This is a genomic window from Streptomyces thermoviolaceus, from assembly GCF_045209695.1.
Taxonomy (GTDB): domain Bacteria; phylum Actinomycetota; class Actinomycetes; order Streptomycetales; family Streptomycetaceae; genus Streptomyces; species Streptomyces thermoviolaceus.
This window is the reverse complement of the sequence record NZ_CP109280.1, coordinates 4,005,897-4,031,288: the sequence shown is the minus strand read 5'-3', so window position 1 is coordinate 4,031,288 and position 25,392 is coordinate 4,005,897. Positions and strand designations below refer to the sequence as shown.

The 25,392-nt window shown below is 70.8% G+C and carries 24 protein-coding genes; 9 read left to right on the top strand and 15 right to left on the bottom strand.

The genetic code is table 11. From position 1 onward, the window contains the following. Positions 1-54: 54 nt before the first annotated feature. Positions 55-1,344, bottom strand: a complete 1,290-nt coding sequence (locus OG899_RS17665; RefSeq protein WP_125498831.1) for a citrate synthase — start codon at positions 1,342-1,344, stop codon at positions 55-57. 324 nt (positions 1,345-1,668) lie between these two features. Beyond that, on the bottom strand, positions 1,669-3,984 hold the full coding sequence (locus OG899_RS17660) for an ATP-dependent RecD-like DNA helicase (RefSeq protein ID WP_229814277.1): 2,316 nt from the start codon (positions 3,982-3,984) through the stop codon (positions 1,669-1,671). 496 nt (positions 3,985-4,480) lie between these two features. Between OG899_RS17660 and OG899_RS17655 the strand changes: the two genes are divergently transcribed. Further along, positions 4,481-4,609: a hypothetical protein gene (locus OG899_RS17655; RefSeq protein WP_260604137.1), complete on the top strand. Its 129-nt coding sequence runs from the start codon at positions 4,481-4,483 to the stop codon at positions 4,607-4,609. Between the two features lie 206 nt (positions 4,610-4,815). Here the strand turns inward: OG899_RS17655 and OG899_RS17650 are convergent, their stop codons facing one another. The 8 genes from OG899_RS17650 to OG899_RS17615 all read right to left on the bottom strand — a co-directional run bounded on the left by OG899_RS17650 (position 4,816) and on the right by OG899_RS17615 (position 10,577). After that, a complete protein-coding gene (locus OG899_RS17650; RefSeq protein WP_125498830.1) occupies positions 4,816-5,181 on the bottom strand; it encodes a toxin-antitoxin system YwqK family antitoxin in 366 nt (121 codons plus the stop codon). A 552-nt stretch (positions 5,182-5,733) separates the two neighbouring features. Next, positions 5,734-5,964: a hypothetical protein gene (locus OG899_RS17645; protein ID WP_125498829.1), complete on the bottom strand. Its 231-nt coding sequence runs from the start codon at positions 5,962-5,964 to the stop codon at positions 5,734-5,736. A 3-nt stretch (positions 5,965-5,967) separates the two neighbouring features. Continuing rightward, positions 5,968-8,253 carry a hypothetical protein gene (locus OG899_RS17640; protein WP_406311082.1) on the bottom strand — a complete coding sequence of 762 codons (2,286 nt, stop codon included), beginning with the start codon at positions 8,251-8,253 and terminating at the stop codon, positions 5,968-5,970. Beyond that, positions 8,250-8,648, bottom strand: coding sequence for a DUF6507 family protein (locus tag OG899_RS17635; protein WP_125500861.1), 399 nt, complete (start codon positions 8,646-8,648; stop codon positions 8,250-8,252). The genes OG899_RS17640 and OG899_RS17635 overlap by 4 nt, the downstream gene beginning before the upstream one ends. A 112-nt stretch (positions 8,649-8,760) precedes the next feature. Continuing rightward, on the bottom strand, positions 8,761-8,937 hold the full coding sequence (locus OG899_RS17630) for a hypothetical protein (protein ID WP_168132498.1): 177 nt from the start codon (positions 8,935-8,937) through the stop codon (positions 8,761-8,763). Continuing rightward, a complete protein-coding gene (locus OG899_RS17625) occupies positions 8,918-9,628 on the bottom strand; it encodes a hypothetical protein (RefSeq protein ID WP_168132499.1) in 711 nt (236 codons plus the stop codon). Before OG899_RS17625 ends, OG899_RS17630 begins: the two co-directional genes overlap by 20 nt. A gap of 59 nt (positions 9,629-9,687) precedes the next feature. Next, the gene (locus tag OG899_RS17620) at positions 9,688-10,002 is read right to left on the bottom strand and encodes a pore-forming ESAT-6 family protein (protein ID WP_125500542.1); all 315 of its coding nucleotides are present in this window, start codon (positions 10,000-10,002) and stop codon (positions 9,688-9,690) included. A gap of 248 nt (positions 10,003-10,250) precedes the next feature. Then, positions 10,251-10,577 (bottom strand): hypothetical protein, encoded by a 327-nt coding sequence (locus OG899_RS17615; protein ID WP_125500541.1) that lies wholly within the window; start codon positions 10,575-10,577, stop codon positions 10,251-10,253. Between the two features lie 437 nt (positions 10,578-11,014). Between OG899_RS17615 and OG899_RS17610 the strand changes: the two genes are divergently transcribed. The 5 genes from OG899_RS17610 to rbsD are packed head-to-tail and all read left to right on the top strand — an operon-like array spanning position 11,015 to position 16,854. Beyond that, on the top strand, positions 11,015-12,040 hold the full coding sequence (locus OG899_RS17610; RefSeq protein WP_168132490.1) for a LacI family DNA-binding transcriptional regulator: 1,026 nt from the start codon (positions 11,015-11,017) through the stop codon (positions 12,038-12,040). Next, a complete protein-coding gene (locus OG899_RS17605; protein ID WP_125500539.1) occupies positions 12,037-13,578 on the top strand; it encodes a sugar ABC transporter ATP-binding protein in 1,542 nt (513 codons plus the stop codon). Before OG899_RS17610 ends, OG899_RS17605 begins: the two co-directional genes overlap by 4 nt. Further along, on the top strand, positions 13,568-15,517 hold the full coding sequence (locus tag OG899_RS17600; RefSeq protein WP_406311081.1) for a substrate-binding domain-containing protein: 1,950 nt from the start codon (positions 13,568-13,570) through the stop codon (positions 15,515-15,517). The genes OG899_RS17605 and OG899_RS17600 overlap by 11 nt, the downstream gene beginning before the upstream one ends. A gap of 48 nt (positions 15,518-15,565) precedes the next feature. Next, positions 15,566-16,468: a ribokinase gene (locus OG899_RS17595; protein WP_125500537.1), complete on the top strand. Its 903-nt coding sequence runs from the start codon at positions 15,566-15,568 to the stop codon at positions 16,466-16,468. Further along, complete coding sequence (rbsD, locus tag OG899_RS17590; RefSeq protein WP_125500536.1) at positions 16,465-16,854, top strand: D-ribose pyranase; 390 nt, start codon at positions 16,465-16,467, stop codon at positions 16,852-16,854. Before OG899_RS17595 ends, rbsD begins: the two co-directional genes overlap by 4 nt. Positions 16,855-17,263: 409 nt before the next feature. On the opposite strand, the gene OG899_RS17585 is transcribed toward rbsD, so the two are convergent. The 5 genes from OG899_RS17585 to OG899_RS17565 all read right to left on the bottom strand — a co-directional run bounded on the left by OG899_RS17585 (position 17,264) and on the right by OG899_RS17565 (position 21,571). Next, a complete protein-coding gene (locus OG899_RS17585) occupies positions 17,264-17,806 on the bottom strand; it encodes a hypothetical protein (RefSeq protein ID WP_125500535.1) in 543 nt (180 codons plus the stop codon). 94 nt (positions 17,807-17,900) lie between these two features. Further along, positions 17,901-18,431, bottom strand: coding sequence for a hypothetical protein (locus tag OG899_RS17580; protein ID WP_189427961.1), 531 nt, complete (start codon positions 18,429-18,431; stop codon positions 17,901-17,903). A gap of 7 nt (positions 18,432-18,438) precedes the next feature. Further along, positions 18,439-19,275 (bottom strand): sugar phosphate isomerase/epimerase, encoded by an 837-nt coding sequence (locus tag OG899_RS17575; protein WP_125500534.1) that lies wholly within the window; start codon positions 19,273-19,275, stop codon positions 18,439-18,441. Continuing rightward, positions 19,272-20,423, bottom strand: a complete 1,152-nt coding sequence (locus OG899_RS17570) for a dihydrodipicolinate synthase family protein (RefSeq protein ID WP_189427962.1) — start codon at positions 20,421-20,423, stop codon at positions 19,272-19,274. The genes OG899_RS17575 and OG899_RS17570 overlap by 4 nt, the downstream gene beginning before the upstream one ends. After that, the gene (locus OG899_RS17565) at positions 20,420-21,571 is read right to left on the bottom strand and encodes a Gfo/Idh/MocA family protein (RefSeq protein WP_125500532.1); all 1,152 of its coding nucleotides are present in this window, start codon (positions 21,569-21,571) and stop codon (positions 20,420-20,422) included. The genes OG899_RS17570 and OG899_RS17565 overlap by 4 nt, the downstream gene beginning before the upstream one ends. Before the next feature lie 251 nt (positions 21,572-21,822). On the opposite strand from OG899_RS17565, the gene OG899_RS17560 reads away from it, so the two are divergent. The 3 genes from OG899_RS17560 to OG899_RS17550 all read left to right on the top strand — a co-directional run bounded on the left by OG899_RS17560 (position 21,823) and on the right by OG899_RS17550 (position 25,069). Then, positions 21,823-22,869, top strand: a complete 1,047-nt coding sequence (locus tag OG899_RS17560; protein WP_189427963.1) for a LacI family DNA-binding transcriptional regulator — start codon at positions 21,823-21,825, stop codon at positions 22,867-22,869. 400 nt (positions 22,870-23,269) lie between these two features. Further along, on the top strand, positions 23,270-24,199 hold the full coding sequence (locus OG899_RS17555) for a helix-turn-helix domain-containing GNAT family N-acetyltransferase (protein WP_189427964.1): 930 nt from the start codon (positions 23,270-23,272) through the stop codon (positions 24,197-24,199). Between the two features lie 69 nt (positions 24,200-24,268). Continuing rightward, on the top strand, positions 24,269-25,069 hold the full coding sequence (locus OG899_RS17550; RefSeq protein ID WP_189427965.1) for a sugar phosphate isomerase/epimerase: 801 nt from the start codon (positions 24,269-24,271) through the stop codon (positions 25,067-25,069). Positions 25,070-25,392 lie beyond the last annotated feature (323 nt).

Genomic DNA, 25,392 nt, shown 5'->3' with positions numbered 1-25,392 from the left:
GGGCCCCGCACCCGCCGGTACGGCGGGTGCGGGGCCCCACGACGATGCCGGACCTCAGCGCTCCTCGACCGGGACGAAGTCCCGCTCGACCACGCCGGTGTAGATCTGGCGCGGACGACCGATCCGGGAACCCGGCTCCTTGATCATCTCGGTCCACTGGGCGATCCAGCCCGGCAGACGGCCCAGGGCGAACAGGACCGTGAACATCTCGGTCGGGAAGCCCATGGCCCGGTAGATCAGACCGGTGTAGAAGTCGACGTTCGGGTACAGCTTGCGCTCGACGAAGTAGTCGTCGGACAGCGCGTGCTCCTCCAGCTTGAGGGCGATCTCGAGAAGCTCGTCCTCCTTGCCCAGCGCCGAGAGCACGTCGTGCGCGGCAGCCTTGATGATCTTGGCGCGCGGGTCGAAGTTCTTGTAGACCCGGTGGCCGAAGCCCATCAGGCGGACGCCGTCCTCCTTGTTCTTCACCTTGCGGATGAAGGCGTCGACGTCGCCGCCGGAGTCGCGGATGCCCTCCAGCATCTCCAGCACCGACTGGTTGGCGCCGCCGTGCAGCGGACCCCACAGCGCGTTGATGCCGGCGGAGATGGACGCGAACATGTTGGCCTGCGAGGAGCCGACCAGGCGGACCGTGGAGGTCGAGCAGTTCTGCTCGTGGTCGGCGTGCAGGATCAGCAGCTTGTCCAGCGCGGAGACGACCACCGGGTCCAGCTCGTACTCCTGGGCCGGGACCGAGAAGGTCATGCGCAGGAAGTTCTCGACGTAGCCGAGGTCGTTGCGCGGGTAGACGAACGGGTGGCCGACCGACTTCTTGTAGGCGTAGGCCGCGATCGTCGGGAGCTTGGCGAGCAGGCGGATGGTCGAGAGGTTGCGCTGCTGCTCGTCGAACGGGTTGTGGCTGTCCTGGTAGAAGGTGGACAGCGCCGAGACGACCGACGACAGCATGGCCATCGGGTGGGCGTCGCGCGGGAAGCCCTTGTAGAAGTTCTTGACGTCCTCGTGCAGCAGGGTGTGCCGCGTGATCTCGTCCTTGAAGGCGGAGAGCTGGTCGACGGTCGGCAGCTCACCGTTGATCAGCAGGTACGCCACCTCCAGGAAGGTGGAGCGCTCGGCCAGCTGCTCGATCGGGTAGCCGCGGTACCGGAGGATGCCCTGCTCGCCGTCGAGGTAGGTGATGGCGGATTTGTACGCGGCCGTGTTCCCGTACCCGCTGTCCAGGGTCACCAGACCGGTCTGGGCGCGGAGCTTCCCGATGTCGAAGCCCTTGTCGCCGACGGTGCTGTCGACCACCGGGTAGGTGTACTCGCTGCCGTCGTACCGCAGTACTACAGAGTTGTCGCTCACGTCTTCCCTCACCGACGTAGTGCCTCATCTTCGAGGTGCCCTGACTGTCTCTACCATCCCCCATTTGGCTCAGGAGAGTGCACTCGGGGTCGACCACTGGGAAATCGACGGCACTGAGTGCCGCCAACCTGCTCATCCTGCCCCCTTCCCCCGGCCACGGGAAGGGCTGTGTGACCTTTGCGACTCGAATGATCGATCATTGTGCCGTGCGACCGGACCTCTCAGGGCGATCCGGAGGATTGACACCAGATGGGGTCTCACGCGAGGCACTGTGCACGCTTCGCCCGCTTCAGGACACGGATCGTCAGCCGCCGCGCCTCGTCGTCAGCCGCCCGCCAGCCGGAAGTCCAGCGCGGTGCACCGCCGTCCCGCCGACACCGTGCGCACCGCCTGGCCGATGGCCTTGCGGGAGCCGACCAGCACGACCAGCTTCTTGGCCCGGGTCACCGCCGTGTAGAGCAGATTGCGCTGGAGCATCATCCAGGCGCCGGTGGTCACCGGGATGACCACGGCCGGGTATTCGCTGCCCTGCGAACGGTGGATGGTGACCGCGTAGGCGTGCGCCAGCTCGTCCAGCTCGTCGAACTCGTACGGCACCTCCTCGTCCTCGTCCGTCAGCACCGTCAGCCGCTGCTCGACCGGGTCGAGCGAGGTGACCACCCCGACAGTGCCGTTGAAGACCCCGTTCGTCCCTTTCTCGTAATTGTTGCGGATCTGGGTGACCTTGTCGCCGACCCGGAAGACCCGGCCGCCGAACCGCTTCTCCGGCACGTCCGGGCGGCCCGGTGTGATCGCCTGCTGCAGCAGCCCGTTGAGGACGCCCGCGCCGGCCGGTCCCCGGTGCATCGGCGCCAGCACCTGCACGTCCCGCCGCGGGTCCAGCCCGAAGCGTGCCGGGATCCGGCGCGCCGCCACGTCCACGGTGAGCCGGCCCGCCGCCTCGGTGTCGTCCTCGACGAAGAGGAAGAAGTCCTTCATGCCCTCGGTGACGGGGTGACGGCCGGCATTGATCCGGTGCGCGTTGGTCACCACACCGGACTGCTGGGCCTGCCGGAACACCCGCGTGAGCCGGACCGCGGGGACCGGGCTCTCCTCGGCCAGCAGGTCCCTGAGCACCTCTCCGGCGCCCACGCTCGGCAACTGGTCCACGTCCCCCACGAACAGCAGATGGGCGCCCGGCGGCACGGCCTTGACCAGCTTGTTGGCCAGCAGCAGGTCCAGCATGGACGCCTCGTCCACGACCACCAGGTCGGCGTCCAGCGGCCGGTCCCGGTCAAAGGCGGCGTCCCCGCCGGGCTTGAGCTCCAGCAGCCGGTGCACGGTGGAGGCCTCCGCGCCGGTCAGCTCGGACAGCCGCTTGGCGGCCCGCCCGGTCGGCGCGGCGAGCACGACCTTCGCCTTCTTGGCCCGCGCCAGCTCCACGATCGAACGGACCGTGAAGGACTTGCCGCAGCCCGGACCGCCGGTCAGCACGGCCACCTTCTCCGTCAGCGCCAGCTTCACGGCCGCCTCCTGCTCGGGCGCGAGGTCGGCTCCCGTGCGCTGCCTGAGCCAGCCGAGCGCCTTGTCCCAGGCGACGGACCGGAAGGACGGCATCCGGTCCTCGTCCGTGCGCAGCAGCCGCAGCAGCTGGGAGGACAGGGAGATCTCGGCCCGGTGGAACGGCACCAGATACACCGCGGTGACCGGCTCGCCCCCGTCGCCCTCCGGCCCGGGCACCTTCTCCCGTACGACACCGGGGTCGCCGCCGTCCTCCGGCACCTCGGCCAGCTCGGCCAGGCACTCGATGACCAGCCCGGTGTCCACCTGGAGCAGCTTGACGGCGTCCGCGATCAGCCGCTCCTCCGGCAGATAGCAGTGCCCCTGGTCCGCGGACTGCGACAACGCGTACTGCAGCCCCGCCTTGACCCGCTCCGGGCTGTCGTGCGGAATCCCGACCGACCGGGCGATCTTGTCCGCGGTGAGGAAGCCGATGCCCCACACATCGGCGGCGAGCCGGTAGGGATGGTTCTTCACCACGGAGATCGAGGCGTCCCCGTACTTCTTGTAGATGCGCACCGCGATGGAGGTGGACACGTCCACGGTCTGCAGGAACAGCATCACCTCCTTGATCGCCTTCTGTTCCTCCCAGGCCTCGGCGATCCTCTTGGTCCGTTTGGGCCCGAGCCCGGGGACCTCGATGAGCCGTTGCGGCTCCTCCTCGATGATCCTGAGCGTGTCCAGCCCGAAGTGCTGCGTGATCCGGTCGGCGAAGACCGGCCCGATCCCCTTGACCAGCCCCGATCCGAGATACCGGCGGATGCCCTGCACGGTGGCCGGCAGCACGGTGGTGTAGTTCTCCACCTGGAACTGCTTGCCGTACTGCGGATGCGACCCCCAACGGCCCTCCATCCGCAGCGACTCGCCCACCTGCGCCCCGAGCAGCGCCCCGACGACCGTGAGCAGATCACCGGAACCCCTGCCGGTGTCGACCCGGGCGACGGTGTAGCCGTTCTCCTCGTTGGCGTAGGTGATCCGCTCCAGCACGCCTTCGAGCACGGCGAGACGCCGCTCGCCGGGGGCGGTACCGGGCGCATTCCGGGAGGCGCGGCCCGGGGCGGAGGATGCGGATCGTCCTGCCCGATGTGCATCCGTGGTCATGAGGCGACGGTACCTGTGGGCGGTGACATCGGACGGGCCGGTGGGGAAGCCGTGACCGTCACGGGGGTGTCCGGGGTGGCGGGCTCCGCCCGCCCGGTGCGTCGCACGAGGCTGCCTCCTTCCACGGCACCGGGCTCGGGCCGTCGGTCCGGGGGCAGGCCACCGGACCGGGCTGCCCCACGGACCACACGTACAGTGCGGTCCATGGCCGACCTGTTCGCGGTGCATCTCGCCCTCGACCTTGGCCCGTCCGCCCCCTCCTCCGTCATCGAAACCCTTCGCCGGCACCTCGACGCCGGAAGCGTGGAGGAGCCCGACGACGACTGCGAGATCTGGGCGCCCGGGTTCACCTCCTTGCTGGCAGAGCGCGGACCGGCCCGGCGGATCGGCGGCGTCCTGACAGCCGAACTGGTGCAGGGCGAGGACCGCTGGTCCCTCACGGCGCGGCAGGAGATCCACGCCGAACTCCGCCCCGAGCTGGACGGTGCCGGCGGAAATGCTGGCCCGCCACGCCCGGGTGCCGGGCGTCATCGGCCAGGTGAGGTGGTACGAAGACTGTGGTCCCGAACTCCTGATCAGCCAGGGCGGGGAACTGGTGACGATGACGCTGCGATCCGGGGAGTGAGCGAGGAGTCGACGAACTGTCGACGCGCAGCGCGCGTCGGGCCGTTAGGCTTCAGCTCGCTCAGGGCCCGACAGCCTGGGCACATGGCCTCGCCGTAGGTGGTCCTGCCCCGGCCGACGATGCGCCGGCGCACTGTCCAGTACTCCCTGTGCCGGGTGAGCACGCCGACCGGGGAATCGGACGCTGCCGCTGGTTCGGTTCGTCGCTCAGCGAGATGTTGTCCTCTCCCAGGAACGCGTCGGACGCCCCTCCTCGTCCCACTCGTATTCCGCCAGCGGAGTCCTGCCGTCCGCGCTGTTGATCACTCGTCTGGCGAGAACCCCATTGGCGTGCCAGCGCCTGAATTCCCCTGAAGGGGAACCCATACGCATGATTCCTTCCGCTCGGAGAGTGCCGTCCGGGTACCACTCGCGGTAGAGGCCGTTGCAATACCCGTCCACGTACGTTGCCAGACTCACACGCTGCTCACCGACGTGTTCTTCCACTTCGCCGGTGAAGGGCTCTTCTGCGTACGTCAGTCGATGATCGTGATCAATGTCGACCTCTGGATCATCGATGTCGATACGTTTCATGTCCCTTTCGCTCTGTGCATCCTCACCCCGCAGTGCGATGAGGCGTTCCGCTTCCTCTCCGAGGTCCCGGCAGCTCCCGGCCTCGGTACCAGCCGTTCCCAGTGAGCCAGTCGAGTATCTCTCGAGAGGGATACGCGTGTGCCGTGCGCGATTCCCTTCCGCACCCGTCATTCGTGCGGCGCGCATGTGAGATGAGGGGTCAGAGGGGACCGCCGCACTGCCGAGTCACGGGCCACCGACTCACAGACCGCGAGAGAGGGGGTAAGCGGCCACCACCGAGTCGGGTGATCACCACTTCGACGAAGACGGCGGCTTCCCGTCCGGTGATCTCCACGTGGTCGACCTCGGTGTGCCCCAGCGCGTAGCGGCGCAGATACTCCGTCGGCTTTCAGCGGAGGTTGCGGGCCGCGGCCACGTCCCAGTCGTCCGGCTGGCCCTCACGCGGCCGTTCGAGCACAGCCCGCACCTCCACCATGCTCAGTGCTCAGCACTCCAGGCTCACACGCATGCCCAACGCGAGCGCCGCAGGCCTGGTCACCCGAACAACGACCTTCAGGACTGCACCATGAGCTTGTCAGGTGCCGCACCGCTGCGAGCCCACTCCACGGCGATCTTCCTGGCCACGGCCCGGTACAACATGTCCTCCACCCCGTCTTCGGCGGAAGTCGTCTCGGCTTCTTTGTTCAGCAGCATCATCCGTTCATTGCCCGCGATGTCTGTGTACTTGTAGCGCGCTTTCCGGTCGTCTTCCTCGATCTTTTCGACGCGCGCATACAGGGCCATCGTTCAGTTCTCCCACGTGTAGTTCTCACGCCGAGGCGCTTCCATGTTGCTCGCCCAGTCCGCAATCTTCGTCGCCGCAGCGTGCGCTTCAGCGTATGTCGAGCCCGGGTTGGCCTGATAATAGCGATGCTCTGCGAGCTCATGCTCAAGCAGGAGCAGGTCGGCATCCGTATGCCTGCCCGACCTCAGCCGAATCCAGGCCTCTGCCATGTCCGGGTTCGGATCATAGCGTGCGTACACGATTCCACCGTCCACGGATGACAGTGGGTGCTCTTCGAAGAAGACGTGCTTCTTGATGGCCTCGATCTCGTCCCGGGTGAATCCTACGCTTCCGTCCAACCGCGACACACCGCTGAGGTGAGACGCCATGGCATCGATATCGTCCGCCTCACGAATCGCGTCGTACGCCTCTGCCGCCCACTCCTCATTCTTCAAGTAACTGTTGACGCTGCCGTCACTCACAGGCCGAATGGCACCGCCCGTCTGTCCGGGCAGCACCTCGGCACCAGGCTCGTGGTGCGGTGAAGAGGCTTCTGTGTGGTGCAGCTCGGTCTGATCGTGATCACCGTGCGCATGATGATCGTCGGCATTGACGTCATGCCCGGTGCCGTCGGTGTCATGGCCGGAACCATGGGAGTCCGCTGGACTGTCATCATGCCCGGTCGTACTGTGCCGGCCGTCCTCGGAATGTGACCCGCCGTGTGGTTCCGCCTGGCCGTGGGGCGTGGTGGTGCCATCGCTGACGTGGCCATGCGTGCTGCTGCCGGTGTGGGCCGTCGTGTCCGTAACACTGGCAGTGTGGGTGCCCGCGGTGGCCATCGCCGGTTCCTTGACCGGAGACGAGGTGTGCGGTGCGTCCGAGCTCGCCGTCGCCCGGTCCACGACGTCCACGGGTGTCTGGTCGGCGTGCTGGACGATCTTGCCCTGGTGGTCGAGCAGGTTGCCGTGCGGGTCCATGTACTGGGCCGGGGAGCCGTCGACGCTGGGCAGTTTGGTGGTGCCTTCGGGCAGCACGGGGACGTCGTGGGGCAGCTCGACGGTGCCGTTGGGCAGCTTCGTCGCGCCCTGCGGGATCGGGGAGCCCTCGGGCAGGTGGACGGTGCCGTCGGGCAGGTGGACGGTGCCTTCGGGCAGGGTGATGGCGTTGTCCGGGAGGGTGGGGATGTCGATGTTGCCGACGCCCCTGAGCCCCTTGGTGATGTCGCCGATCTTCGACAGTCCCGCGCCCGCGCCCTTGGCGATGTAGGTCATCGGGTCGATGAAGTGGCCCGCCTTGCCCGCGAGCGAGATCGCCCGGGCGGCCGCGCCGGCCTTGCCCGCACCCGCGGCCGCACCACCCGCGCCACCGGTGAACACGGTGGTCAGCACGTTGAAGGTGACCGCTCCGGCGGCACGGGCGGGGTTCTTGCCCCACTCGTCCCAGGCGACCAGCGCCTTGCCGGTCTCCTTCATCGCGGTGCGCGAGTCACGGATCCACGAGGGCAGCTTGTCGTCCGGCAGGGTCCAGAACGCCGCGCCCACTCCGGGGATCGCGGTCAGGGCGATACCGGTGGCGAGCTGGGCCAGACCCTTCCACGCCTGCCCCATCGCCTCCCAGCCACCGAACCCGACCAGCGTGCCCAGACCCTTGATCGTCCCCCACACACCGTCGACGATCAGACCGTCCCACACGAACGACTTGACCCAGTGACCGATCTCCCACGCGTGATGCTTCTCCTCGACCGGCTCACCCCAGGGAACCTTCGCGTTCTTCAGGTCCTCGGCGTTGAACCCGTACTGGTTCTTCTTCTCCGAACCATCGCCCGCGACCATCTGGGTGCCGTGCCACAGCGCGGTGATCTTGTTGTGGCAGGTGCGCTCCGCCGCCCAGAACGCCGCCACCGTCTGCGTGATCTCGTCCCGGATCCGGTTGTGCTCGTCGACCTTGTCCCCGTCGTACTCCCACTCGTCGTCGTCCTTGACCGAATCGACGAACGCGACCGCCTCCCGCTTGAGGTCCTCCAGCTTCTTCACCAAAGGACGCACCTCGGTCGCATACCCCGACAGCGCGCCCGACACCTTCTGCAGATCGTCCGCGAACGCCCCCGCCCGGTCCTTCACCGGCACCGTCGTCGCGAACAACTGCTCCGCCTCAGGCGCCTTGTAATACGCCGACGACCCCTGGAACCGGCTGTGGACGTCCGACCCCGTCCCCCGGATATGACCCGCATCCTTCGTCAGCGCCGCACAATCCCGCTCCAGCGCATCCAGATCCCCCGTGAACTGCGGGATCTCCTCCGGCTTGATCACGCCTTCGCCGCCTTCCCGCCACCACCGGGCATGTCCACCTTCGGCGCACCCAACGCCTTGTGCTGCGCCTCCGCCGCCATCTGCTCATCCCCCCGCAGATACGCCGTCGTCGCATCCACCACACCCTGCAACGACTTGCCCGCACGCGCCGCGATCCACTGCAGATCCTTCGCCGCACGCTCCGCATACTGCGACAACGCAAGCGCCACCAGACCCCCCTGCGCCTGCTCACCCCCCTTGGCAGGAGCATCCGCCGAGATCGTCCCCGCATGCGTCGCCGCCGACGTCAAATGCTCCCCGTACGACTTCGCATACTTCTCCAGATGCGACGCCGCCTCACCCGTCGTCTTCAACACCTGCGAAATACCCTGCGGCTGCAGATCCCAGCCAGACACCCACAAACCCCCGAAATCCGTGCGACGTCGCGCGTCTTGTCCCGGCGAACCCGCCGGCCGTCCACCCGGCCAGCGGGCGTTCAACGCTCAGCCGTTCGGCCGATGTCTCAGCCTATGGTGCGACCGCAGCCTTCGCCCTCGTCGGCGTCGACTGCATCATCGCGTCGTTCTTCTCCAGCGTCGTCTTCACCATCTGGATGATGTTCCGCACCTCCTGCGACGCACGGTTCCACCGCTGCTGCTTGCCGCCGCACTCGTCCGACTTCCCGTCAGCCGAGAGGTAGGCCATCGCGGTTCGCTGACAGTTCCTTGAGCGCGCGTTCTCCCGGATGCGCGGCTGCGAGGTGGCACGCGGCTTCCTCGGACCAGCTCCGATCGACACGCCCCACGGCCTCGATCAGCAACGCCAGTTGGAGGCCGAGGTCATGGCGCGGAGACTCCTCAGTCAGTCGAACCACACCGCGCGCCACGGTCGCCTTGATGACGTCCGGGCAGGCAGCCACCACATCCTGGTGGAGCAGAGAGCTGATATGTCTGTCGAACGGGACACGGTCCGCGACGTTCAGCAATGACGCCGCGGCCTCCAGCCGTTGATCGGCCGTGCCACGTTCCTCCACCATGTCGGAGCTGTCTCCCACGGCGTCGGCCAGAACACCGAAGGTGTCGTCATGGCCGTACAGCCTGTCGTACGCAGCACCTCGCCATGGCACCGACTCCGGAGAGCCGGCGCCTTGGACGACCGTCTCGTACCCGACCGGATCCCCCCAGCGCGTGAGCGCGACGCAGGCCAGAAAACGTCCCGCGGGATCCTCGCCCGGATCCCGCAGCACCTCTCGCAACGCCTTCGTACGCTCGCGGTAGCCCCCGTCGAGCCCGTCACTGATGACATCGTCGGGGTCAGCGGTCAAGCCGTCGAAGTCGACGAACAGCAACTCGGTGACCCTGGGACCGGGCTTCCAGGAACCCACGTTGTCGGGCACATCCCTCCTCCTGTGCCGCAGAGCTGTACGCCCCGAACACCATCCGGTGCATCACGGTGTCAGCCGATGTTGTCGACCGCGGCCTTCGCCCTCGCCAGCGTCGACTGCGCGGTGGCGTCGTTCTTCTCCAGCGTCGTCTTCACCAGCTGGATGATGTTCCGCACCTCCTGCGAGGCACGGTTCCACCGCTGCTCCTTGCCGTGGTACTCGTCCGCCACGCCGTCCGCCATGAAGTCGGCCATGGCCGCCTTCACCTGACGGTCGCGCTCACCGATCACCTGCTCCAGCCGGCCGATCACCGACTGCAGCGCACCCTGCACATCCGCCGAAGCCGTCGTGTCGTACGACCGACGATCCTTGCCGGCACCCGCCATCACACACACTCCCCGTGAGACCTCCGACGGCAACACACCGCCGGAGCACAGCTGTTGAACGATCTGAAGGTCGATGGACGAAAAGCCCCTGGGATGGGAGCCCATGGCACAGACCCCGTCCGCCTGCACACAGGCGCATCGGAGCGACGGACCCCGGCCGGCACGACACCACGGCCCGGGGTGCCCCGCTCGTCAGGGCCGACCCCGCCCTCCCGGCAGGTCGAACCCCCAGCGGCCTGCGCGGCGGCTCAGCGGAACCGCGCGGCGTCGAAGTTCGCCGCACTCATCTGCTGCCGCGCGTTCTCGCCCTGCTCCTGGTCACCCGACGAGAACGCCGTCTCCATGCCCGACTGACCACCCAGGATCGCCGCCAGCGACGAATTCAGCTCCTGCGTGATCTGATCCGCATGCGCCTTGAACTGGTCGAACGCCTGCCGGCCCGCACCGTTGAACTTCCCCTCCAACGGCTGCGCGGCCTGCACCAGCTGACGGATCAACCCGCCCAGATCGTCGCTCGACCCCCGCGAATCCTTCATCAGCGTCGACAGCGTCTGCGCGCCCATGTCGAACTTCACGCCGAACTCGCCTCCCCCTTCAGCAATGTGACGGCGTTCTGAACAACGACGCACTTGTCGTGGTGCGCCGGCTTCGGGCGTCCTCTGCGGACGCTGCCGTCAAGCGTTCCCCTTGACCACTCTTGTCGAACGTTCTTCTCGAACGTCCTGCTCGAGTGTTTCGCATATCCATGTTCACTGACGGTCATCACGGTCGCAACAGTTTCGCGTCACAGGCCTGCCACAAGCGCGGGCGCACGAGCGGCGCACGGAGACGGGACACCCGCGCCCCCCTGCACCAGGACAGCAGCGGCACAGGGCGCCACATCCGGCACAAGCCGCCACACCAGGCACCCCATCACAATCCGGTAACGACCTCTTGTGCCCGCTGTGTGTAATCGATTCCAATCCCTCGTGACACGTCGGTGTAAACGATTCCACAAGGAGGTGGAACGGCGATGGCGAGCATCAAGGACGTCGCCGCCGCGGCAGGGGTCTCCGTCGCCACGGTCTCGCGCGTCCTGAACGACCATCCGTCGGTCAGCGCGGAGTCCCGCACACGCGTCATGGCCGCCGTCGCGGAGCTCGGCTACCGGCCGAACGCCGTCGCCCGTTCCCTGCGCACCGACCAGACCCGCACCCTGGGCCTGGTCATCAGCGACGTGCTCAACCCGTACTTCACCGAGCTGGCCCGCTCCGTCGAGGAGGAGGCCCGCGCCCTCGGGTACAGCGTGATCATCGGCAACGCCGACGAGCGGCCCGAGCTGCAGGACCACCACATCCGCACCCTGCTGGACCGCCGGATCGACGGTCTGCTGGTCTCCCCCACCGACGGCGGCACCCCGCTGATGCTGGACGCCGTGCGGGCGGGGACGCCGATGGTGTTCGTGGACCGCTGGATCCCGGGCGTGGACGTCCCGGTGGTCCGTGCGGACGGGCATCGGGCCGTGCGGGAGCTGGTGGCGCATCTGCACCGGCTCGGGCACCGGCGGCTGGCGATCATCGCGGGGCCGGCGGCCACCACCACCGGCAGCGAGCGTGTCGCGGCCTTCCGCGCGGCGCTGGCCGAGTACGGGCTGGCCCTTCCGGACGCGTACACCGGGCAGGGCGACTTCCAGGCGGACAGCGGGCGGCGGGTGACCGAGGGCTTCCTCGACCTGTCCGAGCCGCCCGAGGTGATCTTCGCGGCGGACAACCTGATGGCCCTCGGCGCGCTGGACGCGATCCGGGCGCGCGGGCTGCGGGTGCCCGACGACGTCGCGCTGGCCGCGTTCGACGACATCCCCTGGTTCGTGCACACCGATCCGCCGATCACCGCGATCGCCCAGCCCACGGGCGCGCTGGGGCGCGCCGCGGTGCGGGCCCTGGTCGACCGCATCGAGGGACGGACCCCGGCCTCCGTCACTCTCCCCGCCCGGCTCGTCGTGCGCCGTTCGTGCGGCGAGCCCTCCCTGCCGTCCCCCACCCGAAGGAGCGAGCCGTGAGCGACCCGGACGAGTTGCTGCGCATCGAAGGGATCCGGAAGACCTTCCCGGGCGTCGTCGCGCTGGACAGCGTGGACTTCGACCTGCGCCGCGGCGAGGTGCACGTCCTGCTCGGCGAGAACGGAGCGGGCAAGAGCACGCTGATCAAGATGCTCTCCGGTGCCTACACCCCGGACGCCGGGCGGATCCTGGTCGGCGGCGAGGAGGTGCGCATCCAGGGCGCCCAGGACTCCGAGCGGCTCGGCATCGCCACCATCTACCAGGAGTTCAACCTGGTGCCCGATCTGACGGTCGCCGAGAACATCTTCCTGGGGCGGCAGCCGCGCCGCTTCGGGATGATCGACCGCAAGAAGATGGAGGCGGAGGCCGCCGACCTCCTCGCCCGCGTCGGAGTGAACGTTTCTCCTCGGGCGAAGGTCCGTGATCTCGGCATCGCGCGGCTGCAGATGGTGGAGATCGCCAAGGCGCTCAGCCTGGACGCCCGGGTGCTGATCATGGACGAGCCGACCGCGGTGCTGACCTCCGAGGAGGTCGAGAAGCTGTTCGCCATCGTGCGGGCGCTGCGCGAGGACGGGGTCGGGATCGTCTTCATCACCCACCACCTGGAGGAGATCGCCGCGCTCGGCGACCGGGTCACGGTCATCCGGGACGGCCGCAGCGTCGGCCAGGTGCCCGCCTCCACGCCCGAGGAGGAACTGGTCCGGCTGATGGTGGGGCGCTCCATCGAGCAGCAGTACCCGCGTCAGCGGCCCGAGGCGGCGCAGGAGGCGCCGGTGCTGCTGAGCGTGGAGGGACTCACCCGCGACGGGGTGTTCCACGACGTCAGTTTCCAGGTGCGGGCCGGTGAGGTCGTCGGCATCGCGGGGCTGGTGGGTGCCGGTCGCACGGAGGTCGTGCGGGCCGTGTTCGGCGCCGACCCCTACGACCGGGGGACGGTCGAGGTCGCGGGCGAGCCGGTGCGGCGGCACGACGTGGGTGCCGCGATGGCCGCCGGGATCGGGCTCGTGCCGGAGGACCGCAAGGGGCAGGGCCTGGTCCTGGACGCCTCCGTGGCGGAGAACCTCGGCCTGGTGACGCTGCGGTCCGCCTCCCGGGGCGGGCTCGTGGACCTCAAGGGGCAGCGCCGGGCCGCCGAGCGGATCGCCGGTCAGCTGGGCGTGCGGATGGCGGGACTGGGCCAGCATGTGCGCACGCTGTCCGGCGGCAACCAGCAGAAGGTCGTCATCGGCAAGTGGCTGCTGGCGAACACCAAGGTCCTCATCCTCGACGAGCCGACCCGGGGCATCGACGTCGGCGCGAAGGTCGAGATCTACCAGCTCATCAACGAACTGACGGCCGCCGGCGCCGCCGTCCTGATGATCTCCAGCGATCTGCCCGAGGTGCTCGGCATGAGCGACCGGGTGCTGGTGATGGCCCAGGGCCGGATCGCGGGCGAACTGTCCGCCGACGAGGCCACCCAGGACGCGGTGATGTCCCTCGCCGTCAGTACCCCGACCACCACGACCACCACCGAGAAGGAGGCCTCCCGTGGCCACTGACACGCTCAAGAGCCGGGCGGGCGCCGGTGCCGCCTCGGGCGGCCTGCGCCGGCTGCTGCTCGACAACGGCGCGCTGACCGCGCTGATCGTCCTGGTCATCGCCCTGTCGGCGCTGTCCGGGGACTTCCTGACGACGGACAACCTGCTCAACATCGGCGTGCAGGCGGCGGTGACCGCCGTCCTCGCCTTCGGTGTCACCTTCGTCATCGTCGCGGCGGGCATCGACCTGTCGGTCGGATCGGTGGCCGCGCTGTCGGCGACCGTGCTGGCGTGGAGCGCCACCTCGCACGGGGTGCCGGTGGTGCTCGCGGTGATCCTCGCGGTCGCCACCGGTGTCGCGGCCGGCCTGGTCAACGGGTTCCTCATCTCCTACGGCAAGCTGCCGCCGTTCATCGCGACGCTGGCGATGCTGTCGGTGGGCCGCGGTCTGTCCCTGGTGATCTCGCAGGGTTCCCCGATCGCGTTCCCGGACTCCGTCTCGCATCTGGGCGACACGCTCGGCGGCTGGCTGCCGGTGCCCGTGCTGGTGATGGTCGTGATGGGGCTGATCACGGCGTTCGTGCTGGCCCGCACCTACATCGGCCGGTCGATGTACGCCATCGGCGGCAACGAGGAGGCCGCCCGGCTGTCGGGGCTGAAGGTGCGCAAGCAGAAGCTCGCCATCTACGCCCTGTCGGGTCTGTTCGCCGCGGTCGCGGGCATCGTGCTCGCCGCCCGGCTGTCCTCGGCACAGCCCCAGGCCGCCAACGGCTACGAGCTGGACGCGATCGCCGCGGTCGTCATCGGCGGTGCCTCGCTGGCCGGCGGCACCGGCAAGGCGTCGGGCACGCTGATCGGCGCGCTGATCCTCGCGGTGCTCCGCAACGGCCTCAACCTGCTGTCGGTGTCGGCCTTCTGGCAGCAGGTCGTCATCGGTGTCGTCATCGCGCTGGCGGTGCTGCTGGACACGGTGCGCCGCAAGGCGGGTGCGGCTCCGGGCGTGGGCACCGGCCCGGGCGGCGGCAAGGGCAAGCAGGCCGTGACGTACTGCCTGGCGGCCGTGGTGGCGGTGGCGCTGGTGGCGGCGACGTCCCTGCTGCACACCTCCTCCGGCTCGACCACGCCGAAGATGGGCCTGTCGCTGTCCACGCTGAACAACCCGTTCTTCGTGCAGATCAAGTCGGGTGCGCAGGCCGAGGCGAAGAAGCTGGGCATCGAGCTGACCGTCACCGACGCCCAGAACGACGCCTCCCAGCAGGCCAACCAGCTGCAGAACTTCACCAGCGCCGGCCTGGGCGCGATCATCGTCAACCCGGTCGACTCCGACGCGGCGAGCAACGCGGTGAAGGCCGCCGGCAAGGCGGACATCCCGGTGATCGCGGTGGACCGCGGGGTCAACAAGGCGGAGATCGACGCGCTGGTCGCCTCCGACAACGTGGCGGGCGGCGAGCTGGCCGCGAAGACCCTCGCCGAGAAGCTCGGCGGCACGGGCCGCATCGTGATCCTGCAGGGGCAGGCGGGCACCTCCGCCGCCCGGGAGCGCGCCGCCGGCTTCGCGCAGGGCCTGAAGGCGTACCCGGGCATCAAGGTGCTGGCCCAGCAGCCCGCGGACTTCGACCGCACCAAGGGCCTGGACGTGATGTCGAACCTGCTGCAGGCCCACCCGGACGTGCAGGGCGTGCTGGCCGCCAACGACGAGATGGCGCTCGGCGCGGTCAAGGCGCTCGGCTCCAAGGCCGGCACGTCCGTGCAGGTCGTCGGCTTCGACGGCACCCCGGACGGTCTGACCGCCGTGAAGAACGGCACGCTGTACGCCTCGGTGGCGCAGCAGCCGACCCAGCTGGGCCGGATCGCCGTGGACAACGCGCTCGAGGCGGTCCAGGGCAAGAAGATCGAGCAGACCGTGAAGGTGCCGGTGAAGGTGGTAACGAAGGAGAACGTGGCCGGGTTCAGCGGCTGACCGGCACCCCGCGCCGCCGTTGAACGACCGCCCGCTGTGAGGAGACACATGTACGACTACGACCTGCTGGTCGTGGGGTCGGCCAACGCCGACCTGGTGATCGGCGTCGAGCGACGGCCCGCGGCCGGTGAGACGGTGCTCGGCTCCGACCTCGCCGTCCACCCGGGCGGCAAGGGCGCCAACCAGGCGGTGGCCGCGGCTCGTCTGGGTGCCCGGACGGCCCTGCTGGCCCGGGTCGGGGACGACGCGCACGGCCGGCTGCTGCTCGACTCCCAGCGGACGGCCGGCGTGGACACCACCGGTGTGCTGACCGGCGGTGCGCCGACCGGGGTGGCGCTGATCACGGTGGACCCGTCCGGCGACAACAGCATCGTGGTCTCGCCCGGTGCCAACGCCCGGCTCACCCCCGAGGACGTGCGGGCGGCGGCCGGTCTCCTCACCCGGGCCCGGGTGGTGTCGGCGCAGCTGGAGGTGCCGCTGGAGACGGTGGTGGAGGCGGTGCGGCAGCTGGCGCCCGGCAGCCGGTTCGTGCTGAACCCCTCCCCGCCGCGCCCGCTGCCGCAGGAACTGCTGGACGCCTGCGACCCGCTGATCGTCAACGAGCACGAGGCGCGGGTCATCCTCGGCGCCGGGCAGGCGGGGTCCACTCCGGAGGACTGGGCGCGGGCGCTGCTCGCGCGCGGCCCGCGCTCGGTGGTGGTCACCCTGGGCGCCGAGGGCGCCCTGGTGGCGTCCGCCGAGGGCCTGACCCGGGTGCCGTCGGTGGCGGTGGACGCCGTGGACACCACGGGCGCGGGCGACGCGTTCGCCGCGGCCCTGGCCTGGCGGCTCGGCACGGGCGTACCGCTGGCCGAAGCGGCCGCCTACGCGGCCCGGGTGGGTGCGGCGGCCGTGACGAAACCGGGCGCGCAGGAGTCGTACCCGACGGCCGCGGAGGTCGAGGCGCTGTGAAGAAGGCAGGCATCCTCAACCGGCATCTCAGCGCTGCGCTGGCCGAGTTGGGGCACACCGACGAGGTGCTGGTGTGCGACGCGGGCATGCCGATACCGTCCGGGCCGCGCGTGGTCGACCTGGCGTTTCGTGCCGGAGTGCCGTCGTTCGCTCAGGTGCTGGACGGTCTGCTGGACGAGCTGGTCGTCGAGGGCGCGACCGCGGCGAGCGAGGTCCGCACGGCCAACCCCGAGACGGCCGCGCTGCTGGCCGACCGCTTCCCCGGCCTGACCCTGGTTTCCCACGAGCGGCTGAAGGAGCTGTCCCGCGGCGCTCGTCTGGTGGTGCGCACCGGCGAGGCCCGGCCGTACGCGAACGTCCTGCTGCGGTGCGGAGTGTTCTTCTGAACCGTTGTTCTTGTCCGGTGCGTCGCCTCGCCGGGCATGACGAGGGGGCCCTGGTCCGCCGACCAGGGCCCCCTCGTCTTCCCCCCCTTCTCTCCCTCCCCCGGGTGCCGGAACTCCTCGTGATCCCCCCACGGATCCCCCCCCAGGAGCCCCGGTGACAGGTACGACACGCCACGCCCGGGAAGGGTTGCACGGTCGGCCATGCTTCTTCGGTGGCTGCGCCAGGACCTTTCGTTCGGATCGGCCCGGCCGCGAGGTGCGGGGCCTCTCGGACGACCCGAACGGGATCTGGTGTGTGCAGCCGCACGGCGGAGGAGGAGGTCGTACGCCGATCGTCGCGCGAGCGACGACAACGCGGCAGATGCGCGTGCCGCACCCCGCGACGCCGGGACGATCCGCACGACAGGCCCTAGCGCGCGGCGTCGGCGGCCTCGATCGCCTCGGTCACTTCCTTGCACAGCACGCGATACGACGGCCGGGGATCGCCGGCGGTCAGACGTGTCACGACACGGCCCAGCCAGTCCGGGTCCCCGAGGAGACTGAGCCGGTCCCTCTCGGAGAGCTGCCCCAGCAGCTCCTCCAGCCGTGCGGCGTCGACGAGCCCGTACTGCCGCGGGTGCCGGTCGAACCGCAGCCGGACGTCCTCGTAGGGATGGCGCACCGTCATGACCAACCAGCCTCCGGGCCGATGGACGGCCTTGGGACGCAGTGTGACCGGTAGTGTCTGGTGGCTCGACCACCTTCCGAACCCGTTCCAGTCGATGCCGATCCCAGTCATGTACGTCATGATCCGGTGCCACGGGATCAGCAGATCCTCGTCGTCCGGCTGGTGGTGGCAGAGCCCGTCCGGGCGGAGTTCCACCCAGTGGCTGCCCGGCCGCGTGGCGTTCCCGAAGCCCCAGCCGCTGCCGACCGGTGCCAGCGGCCCCAGGTGGGTGCCCTCGTCCGTCATGTGCCGTGGTCCCCCCGTGCATCCCCGTCGTGCCGACCGGTACGACACTCCGGGCGCGACAAGGGTTGTACGGCTGCCGTGTTCACCGGATCCGCTAGCGCGCGGCGCCGGCCGCCTCGATCGCCTCGGTGACGGCCCGCCGCAGCGCGCCGGGTGTGCGGGTGGGCGCGCCGCCGGACAGGTGGGCCACGGCGCGGCCGACCCAGTCCGGGTCCCCGAGGAGAGGGAGCCGGTCGGTGGCGACGAGCTGCCGCAACAGCTCCTCCAGCCGTACGGCGTCCATGGCCCGGTACGTCCCCGCGTGCCGGTCGAAGCGCAGCGCGGCCTCCTCGTAGGGGAGGCGCAGCAGCATGTGCAGCCAGCCCGCGGTCCGTCCGGCGACCGTGCCGCGCAGCGTGTACTTGCCCCTGCTGCCCGCGTTCCACGGGAACCGGCCCCAGGTGATCCAGATGCCGGTCATGACCCGGGACCACGGGATCAGCTGGTCCTCGGCGTCGGGCCGGTGCCGGCAGAACCCGTCCGGGTGCAACTCCACCCAGTGACGGTCCGGTCGTACGGCGTCCCCGATCCCCCAGCGGTCGCCGGCCGGCGCCAGCGGCCCCAGGGACACGCTCTGCTCCGTCATACGGTCATCACATCACGTGCCGGAGGAATCGTCGCGCTGTTTCCTCCAGTACCTCCTTGCCGTCGCGTGCCCACAACTCCTTGTTGAACACCTCGACTTCGATGGGGCCGGTGTAGCCGGCGGCCTCCACCCGCTTCGTCCACTGCCGCAGGTCGACGGCGCCGTCGCCGATCTGGCCGCGGCCGCTCAGGACGCCGGCGGGCAGCGGGGTGATCCAGTCGGCGAGCTGGAAGGCGGCGATGCGGCCGCCCGCGCCCGCCCGGGCGATCTGCTCGGGTGCCTGGTCGTCCCACCAGATGTGGTAGGTGTCCACGGTGACGCCGACCTGCTCGGCGGGGAAGCGTTCGGCGAGGTCGAGGGCCTGGGCGAGGGTGGAGACCACGCAGCGGTCGGCGGCGAACATCGGGTGCAGCGGCTCCACGGCCAGGCGCACGCCGCGGTCGGCGGCGTAGGGGCCGAGGACCGCGAGGGCGTCGGCGATGCGTTCGCGGGCGCCGTGCAGGTCCTTGCTGCCGTCGGGCAGGCCGCCGCAGACCAGGACCAGGGTGTCGGTGCCGAGGGCGGCGGCCTCGTCGACGGCGGCGCGGTTGTCGTCGAGGGCCGCGGCACGGCGGGCGGGGTCGGTCGCGGTGAGGAAGCCGCCCCGGCACAGGGTGGTGACGTGCAGCCCGGCGTCCCGCATCAGCCGGGCTGCGGCCTCGACGCCGTGTCCCTGCACCGGTTCGCGCCACAGGCCGACGTTGCGGACGCCCAGCTCGGTGCAGGCGTCGGCGAGTTCGGGCAGCGACAGCTGCTTGACCGTCATCTGGTTGATCGAGAAGCGGGCCAGTTCGTCGGTCGTCATCCGTCCACCCCGTACAGCGTCAGCAGGTTCCTCATGCGGTCCTCGGCGCGTCGGGGGTCCGGGAACAGGCCGAGCCGGTCGGCGAGTTCGTAGGCGCGGGCCAGGTGCGGCAGCGACCGCGCGGACTGCAGGCCGCCGACCATGGTGAAGTGGGACTGGTGCCCGGCCAGCCAGGCCAGGAAGACCACGCCCGTCTTGTAGTAGCGGGTGGGCGCCTGGAACAGGTGGCGGGCCAGGTCGACGGTCGAGTCGAGCAGGGCGCGGAAGCCGGCGGTGTCCCCGGTGTCCAGGACGCGTACCGCCTCGGCGGCCAGCGGACCGAGCGGGTCGAAGACGCCGAGCAGGGCGTGGCTGAAGCCCTGCTCGTCGCCGGCGATCAGCTCGGGGTAGTGGAAGTCGTCGCCGGTGTAGCAGCGCACGCCCTTCGGCAGGCGGCGCCGCAGCTCGATCTCACGTCCGGCGTCCAGCAGGGAGATCTTCACGCCGTCGACCTTGCCGGGGTGGGCGGCGATGACGTCCAGGAACACCTCGGTGGCCGCATCCGGGTCGGACGACCCCCAGTAGCCCTCCAGCGCAGGGTCGAACATGGGGCCGAGCCAGTGCAGGATCACCGGGTCGGCGGCCTGGCGCAGCAGATGGCCGTAGATCTCCAGGTAGTCCTCGGGGCCGCGAGCGGTGGCCGCCAGGGCCCGGGAGGCCATCAGGATCGCCTGGGCGCCCGCCTCCTCGACCACGGCGAGCTGTTCCTCGTAGGCGGCGCGGATGTCGTCGAGCGTACCGGCGGTGATCTGGTCGGTCCCCACGCCGCAGGCGATCCGTCCGCCGACCGCGCGGGCCTCGGCCGCGGACCGGCGGATCAGTTCGGCGGCGCCCGCCCAGTGAAGCCCCATGCCGCGCTGCGCGGTGTCCATGGCCTCGGCGACGCCCAGGCCGTGGCTCCACAGGTGGCGGCGGAAGGCGAGGGTGGCGTCCCAGTCGACGGCCGCCGGGGAGTCGGGGGTGACGTCGGCGTACGGGTCGGCGACGACGTGCGCGGCGGCGAAGACGGTGCGGGAGGTGAACGGGACGCCCGGCGAGAAGGCGAGCGGTTCGGTGCGCGGCTCGTAGGGCCGCAGGGTTCCGTGCGCGTCCGGCAGGTGGATGGTCACAGCGTGATCTCCGGTACCTCGAGGCGGCGGCCCTCGGCCGAGGACTTCAGGCCCAGCTCGGCCAGCTGCACGCCGCGGGCGCCGGCGAGCAGGTCCCAGTGGTAGGGGGCGCCGGTGTGGACGTGCTTGAGGAACAGCTCCCACTGGGCCTTGAAGCCGTTGTCGAACTCGGTGTTGTCCGGGACCTCCTGCCACTGGTCGCGGAAGACCTCGGTGGCGGGGACGTCGGGGTTCCACACCGGTCTGGGCGTGGCCGAGCGGTGCTGGACGCGGCAGCGGCGCAGCCCGGCGACCGCGGAGCCCTCGGTGCCGTCGACCTGGAACTCCACCAGTTCGTCGCGGTGGACGCGCACCGCCCAGGAGGAGTTGATCTGGGCGACGATGCCGCCCTCGATCTCGAAGATGCCGTACGCGGCGTCGTCCGCCGTCGCGGCGTAGGGCCTGCCGTCCTCGTCCCACCGCCGCGGGATGTGGGTGGTGGCCAGCGCCTGCACGGAGGTGACCCGGCCGAACAGCTCGTGCAGCACGTACTCCCAGTGCGGGAACATGTCGACGACGATGCCGCCGCCGTCCTCGGCGCGGTAGTTCCACGAGGGGCGCTGGGCGCTCTGCCAGTCGCCCTCGAACACCCAGTAGCCGAACTCGCCGCGCACGGACAGGATGCGGCCGAAGAAGCCGCCGTCGACCAGCCGCTTCAGCTTCAGCAGCCCCGGCAGGAAGATCTTGTCCTGCACCACGCCGTGCCTGACCCCGGCGGCCTCGGCGAGCCGGGCCAGCTGAAGGGCGCCGTCGAGTCCGGTGGCGGTGGGCTTCTCGGTGTAGACGTGCTTGCCGGCAGCGATCGCTTTCTTCAGGGCGTCCTCGCGGGCCGCGGTGACCTGCGCGTCGAAGTAGATGTCGACGGTGTCGTCGGCGAGGACCGCGTCCAGGTCGGTGGACCACTCCGTCAGGCCGTACCGCTCGGCGAGGGCCCGCAGCGCGTGGGCGCGCCGGCCGACCAGAACGGGCTCCGGCCACAGCACGGTGCCGTCGCCGAGATCGAGTCCGCCCTGCTCGCGCAGGGCGAGGATCGAGCGGACCAGGTGCTGGCGGTGACCCATGCGCCCGGTCACGCCGTTCATGGCGATCCGCACCGTCTTGCGTGTCACGTCAGTCCCTCCGTACGCCGTCGCGCGCCGCACGGGCCCGGCCTCCGGACGGGGAGCCACGGGGCAGCAAGCGCTTTCTATCGAGGCCATAGCTAACCTCTCCGCAGTGGCGGGGACAAGAGTCCGCGCGGACCGTGCCGTTCGGCCGTCGGACCGGCGGCCCGGTCACCCGTGGTCGGGTCGCCGGTGAGGCCCGGCGCCCCACGGCCGCACCCGCCCGGAGACGACCTGCGCGACCGGAGGACGACGAGATGACCGTGACCCTGGCGGACGTGGCGGCCCGCGCCCAGGTCTCGCCCGCGACGGTGTCGCGCGTGCTGAACGGCAACTATCCGGTGGCCGCCGCCACCCGGGAACGGGTGCTCAAGGCCGTCGCCGAGCTGGACTACGTCCTCAACGGCCCGGCGAGCGCGCTCGCCGCCGCCACCTCCGACCTGGTCGGCATCCTCGTCAACGACATCGCCGACCCGTTCTTCGGGATCATGGCGAGCGCGGTCCAGTCCGAGATCGGCGGCTCCGCAGGCCGGGCGGGCGGGGAACGGCTCGCGGTGGTCTGCAACACCGGCGGCTCACCGGAACGCGAGCTGAATTACCTCACCCTGCTGCAACGGCAGCGGGCCGCGGCCGTGGTGGTCACCGGCGGCGCCGTGGAGGACGGGCCGCACGCCTCGGCGATCGCCGCCAAGCTGCGCAAGCTGACCGCCGCCGGGACGCGCGTGGTGCTGTGCGGACGCCCGCCGGCCGAGGACACCGGCGCGGTCGCCCTGACCTTCGACAACCGGGGCGGCGCCCGGCAGCTGACCGCTCATCTGATCGGCCTGGGCCACCGCCGGCTCGGCTACATCGCCGGCCCCGAAGAGCGCACCACCACCCGCCACCGCCTGGAGGGACACCGGCAGGCGCTCGCGGCAGCCGGCCTCGAGGACGACCCGACCCTGACGGTCCACGGCCGCTACGACCGCCGTTCCGGCTACGAGGCCACCTGGGACCTGCTGCGCCGCGCCCCCGACCTGACGGCCGTCGTCGCCGCCAACGACTCGGTGGCCCTCGGCGCCTGCGCGGCCCTGCGCGAGGCGGGACTGCGCATCCCCGAGGACGTCTCGGTGGCCGGCTTCGACGATCTGCCCTTCAGTGTCGACGCGGTGCCCGCCCTGACGACCGTCCGCCTGCCGCTGTCCGAGGCCGGCGCCCGCGCGGGCCGCATCGCCACCGGCCGGGAGGAACCGCCGCCCGGGGGGATCGCCACGGTGCGGGGGGAGCTGATGGTGCGGGGGTCGACGGCGGTGCCGCGGGGGTGAGGGGGCGAAGGGGGCGCGGGCGGCGCAAGGCCGCGCTGCCCGTGGTGTCCGGCCCTGGCCGCGGCCCGCATGGCCGAGCCCTGTCCGGAGTTGACGGCGGTGAGTTCGCATCTCCTGGTCGTCGGACACCGGTCCGCCGCAGGACCGCTCGGCCACGGGTGCGGCACGGCGGTGCAGCGGGCTGCGCACGCGGACCGCCGACGACCGCTCGCTGCGCCGCGCGGCGACGCCGGGTGTCACCGAGGTGGAGCGGTTCGAGGAGTTCGGTGCCGAACAGTGGCTCGGTGCTGGGTCCCCTGACGGGCGAACCCGGGGCGTTTCCCTCGCCCCGCGTCCCGGTCGGTCCTACGCTCGACGAAGCAGACCGACCTCTGACGGAGTCAGACCTCCGGGGGCGACGATGACCGTCCAGGACGTCCGGGCCTTCAACCGCTTCTACACCCGGCTGATCGGCGCCCTCGACTACGGCCGCCACCTGTACGCCCCGTACAGCCTCACCGAGTCCCGGGTGCTGTACGAGCTGGCGCACGACGGGCTCATGGACGCGGCGGATCTGCGGGCGCGGCTCGATCTGGACGCCGGGTACCTCAGCCGCATCCTGACCAGGTTCGTCGACGCCGAGCTGGTCGAGCGCGAGCCGTCCGCGGCGGATCAGCGAAGGCGCCGGCTCGCGCTCACCGAGCGGGGGCGCGAGGTCGCCGCGCTGCTCGACGAGCGGGCCCGGGAGCGGGTCGCGGCACTGCTGGACACCGTGCCGCCCCGCGACCGGCGTCGGCTGACCGAGGCCATGCACACCATCCGCGGCATCCTCGACGGCGGGCACACCGAGCCCCAGGCGCCCACGGAGGTGGTGCTGCGCGATCCGCTCCCCGGTGACCTGGGCTGGATCGTCCAGCGCAACGGGGCGGTGTACGCGGCGGAGTACGGCTGGAACGCCGAGTACGAGGGCCTGGTGGCTCGGATCGTCGCCGAGTTCGCCGAGCGGCACGACCCGCGGCGGGAGCGGGTGTGGATCGCGGAGTCGCGGGGGCGGCCGGTGGGCTGCGTGATGTGCGTACAGGACGGGAAGGGCGCGAGCACGGCCCGGCTGCGGCTGCTGCTCGTCGAGCCCGAGGCGCGCGGGCGCGGGGTGGGCGACCGGCTGGTGCGGGCGGTGATCGACTTCGCGCGGCAGGCCGGGTACCGGGAGCTGGTGCTGTGGACGAACGACGTCCTGGCCGCCGCCCGGCGCCTGTACGAGCGGCACGGTTTCACTCTGGTGGCCGAACGGCCGCATCACTCCTTCGGCAAGGACCTGGTGGGCCAGGACTGGCGGCTGGAGCTGTCGTGATCCGGCACTGCCGGTGTCCGGGCCTGCGAGGGCGGCGGCATGAGGGACGACAGGCGCTAGGGTCGGCCCATGAAGCTGGCGTTCTCCACCCTCGGTGTCCCCGGCCTGCCTCTCGCTGAGGTCGTCGCGCTCGCCACGGCCCACGGCTATCACGGCGTCGAACTGCGCGCCCACCCGGAGGAACCGCTGAACCCCGGGGCCACCCCGGCCGAACGGGCCGAGGCGGCCGCGCTGTTCCGGGCGGCCGGTGTCGAGGTGCTGGGCGTCGCCGGGTACGCGCGGGTCGCCGCACCCGGGGACGACACGCCCGTGCTGGAGGAGATCCGCGCGCTGCTGCGACTGGCCCACGACCTCGAGGCTCCGTATGTTCGGGTGTTTCCCGGGGCGGACGCGGCCCGGCCCCGCGCGGAGGGCGACGAGACGGCCGCCCGGCGGCTGGGCGTCGCCGCCGAGGACGCGGCCGCGCTGGGGGTGCGGATCCTGCTGGAGACGCACGACTCGCACCGCACCGGTGCCGACGCGATCCGTGTCCTGGGCCCGGTCGGGCACCGGAACGCGGGCGCGCTGTGGGACGTGATGCACACCTGGCTGGGCGGGGAGCAGCCCGAGCAGACGTATGCCGCCCTCGCCCCGCACCTGGGATACGTGCAGGTCAAGGACATCGCCTCGGCGGAGGACACCACCCCGCTGCCGCTCGGTGCGGGGGTGCTGCCGCTCGCCGAGTGCGTCGAGGTGCTCTCGCGGCACGACTGGGACGGCTGGCTGTGCTGGGAGTACGAGAAGCGCTGGTACGAGGCGGCGGCCCCGCTGCCGGGCCTGCTGGGCGCGGGCCGGGAGCATCTGGACCGGCTGCTCAACGCGTCGGCGTAGGGCGCGGCGTCCCGCCCCGGTCCCCCGTCAGGGGACCCGTGAGAGCCGGAGCGCGGCCCGGTGCTGCTGCGCCCGGATCCACCCGGAAGAGACACCGCCGGAAGCCCGGAAGAGAAACCGAAAGCCCGGAAGAGCAACCCGGGCGGAAGGGAACCCGGGGCGCTCGCCCCACGTCCCATGGGCACGCTGCCACAGGAACCGCACGGTGCGGTGCCGGCCTCGCCGCTGGCCGCGAGCGCCGACAGCCCTCCTTGCCGCACCTCGGCCGGCGGCCTGCCGTCACCGGCGCTTCCACCTCCCGGGCGCCGGTGACGGCCTTGTGC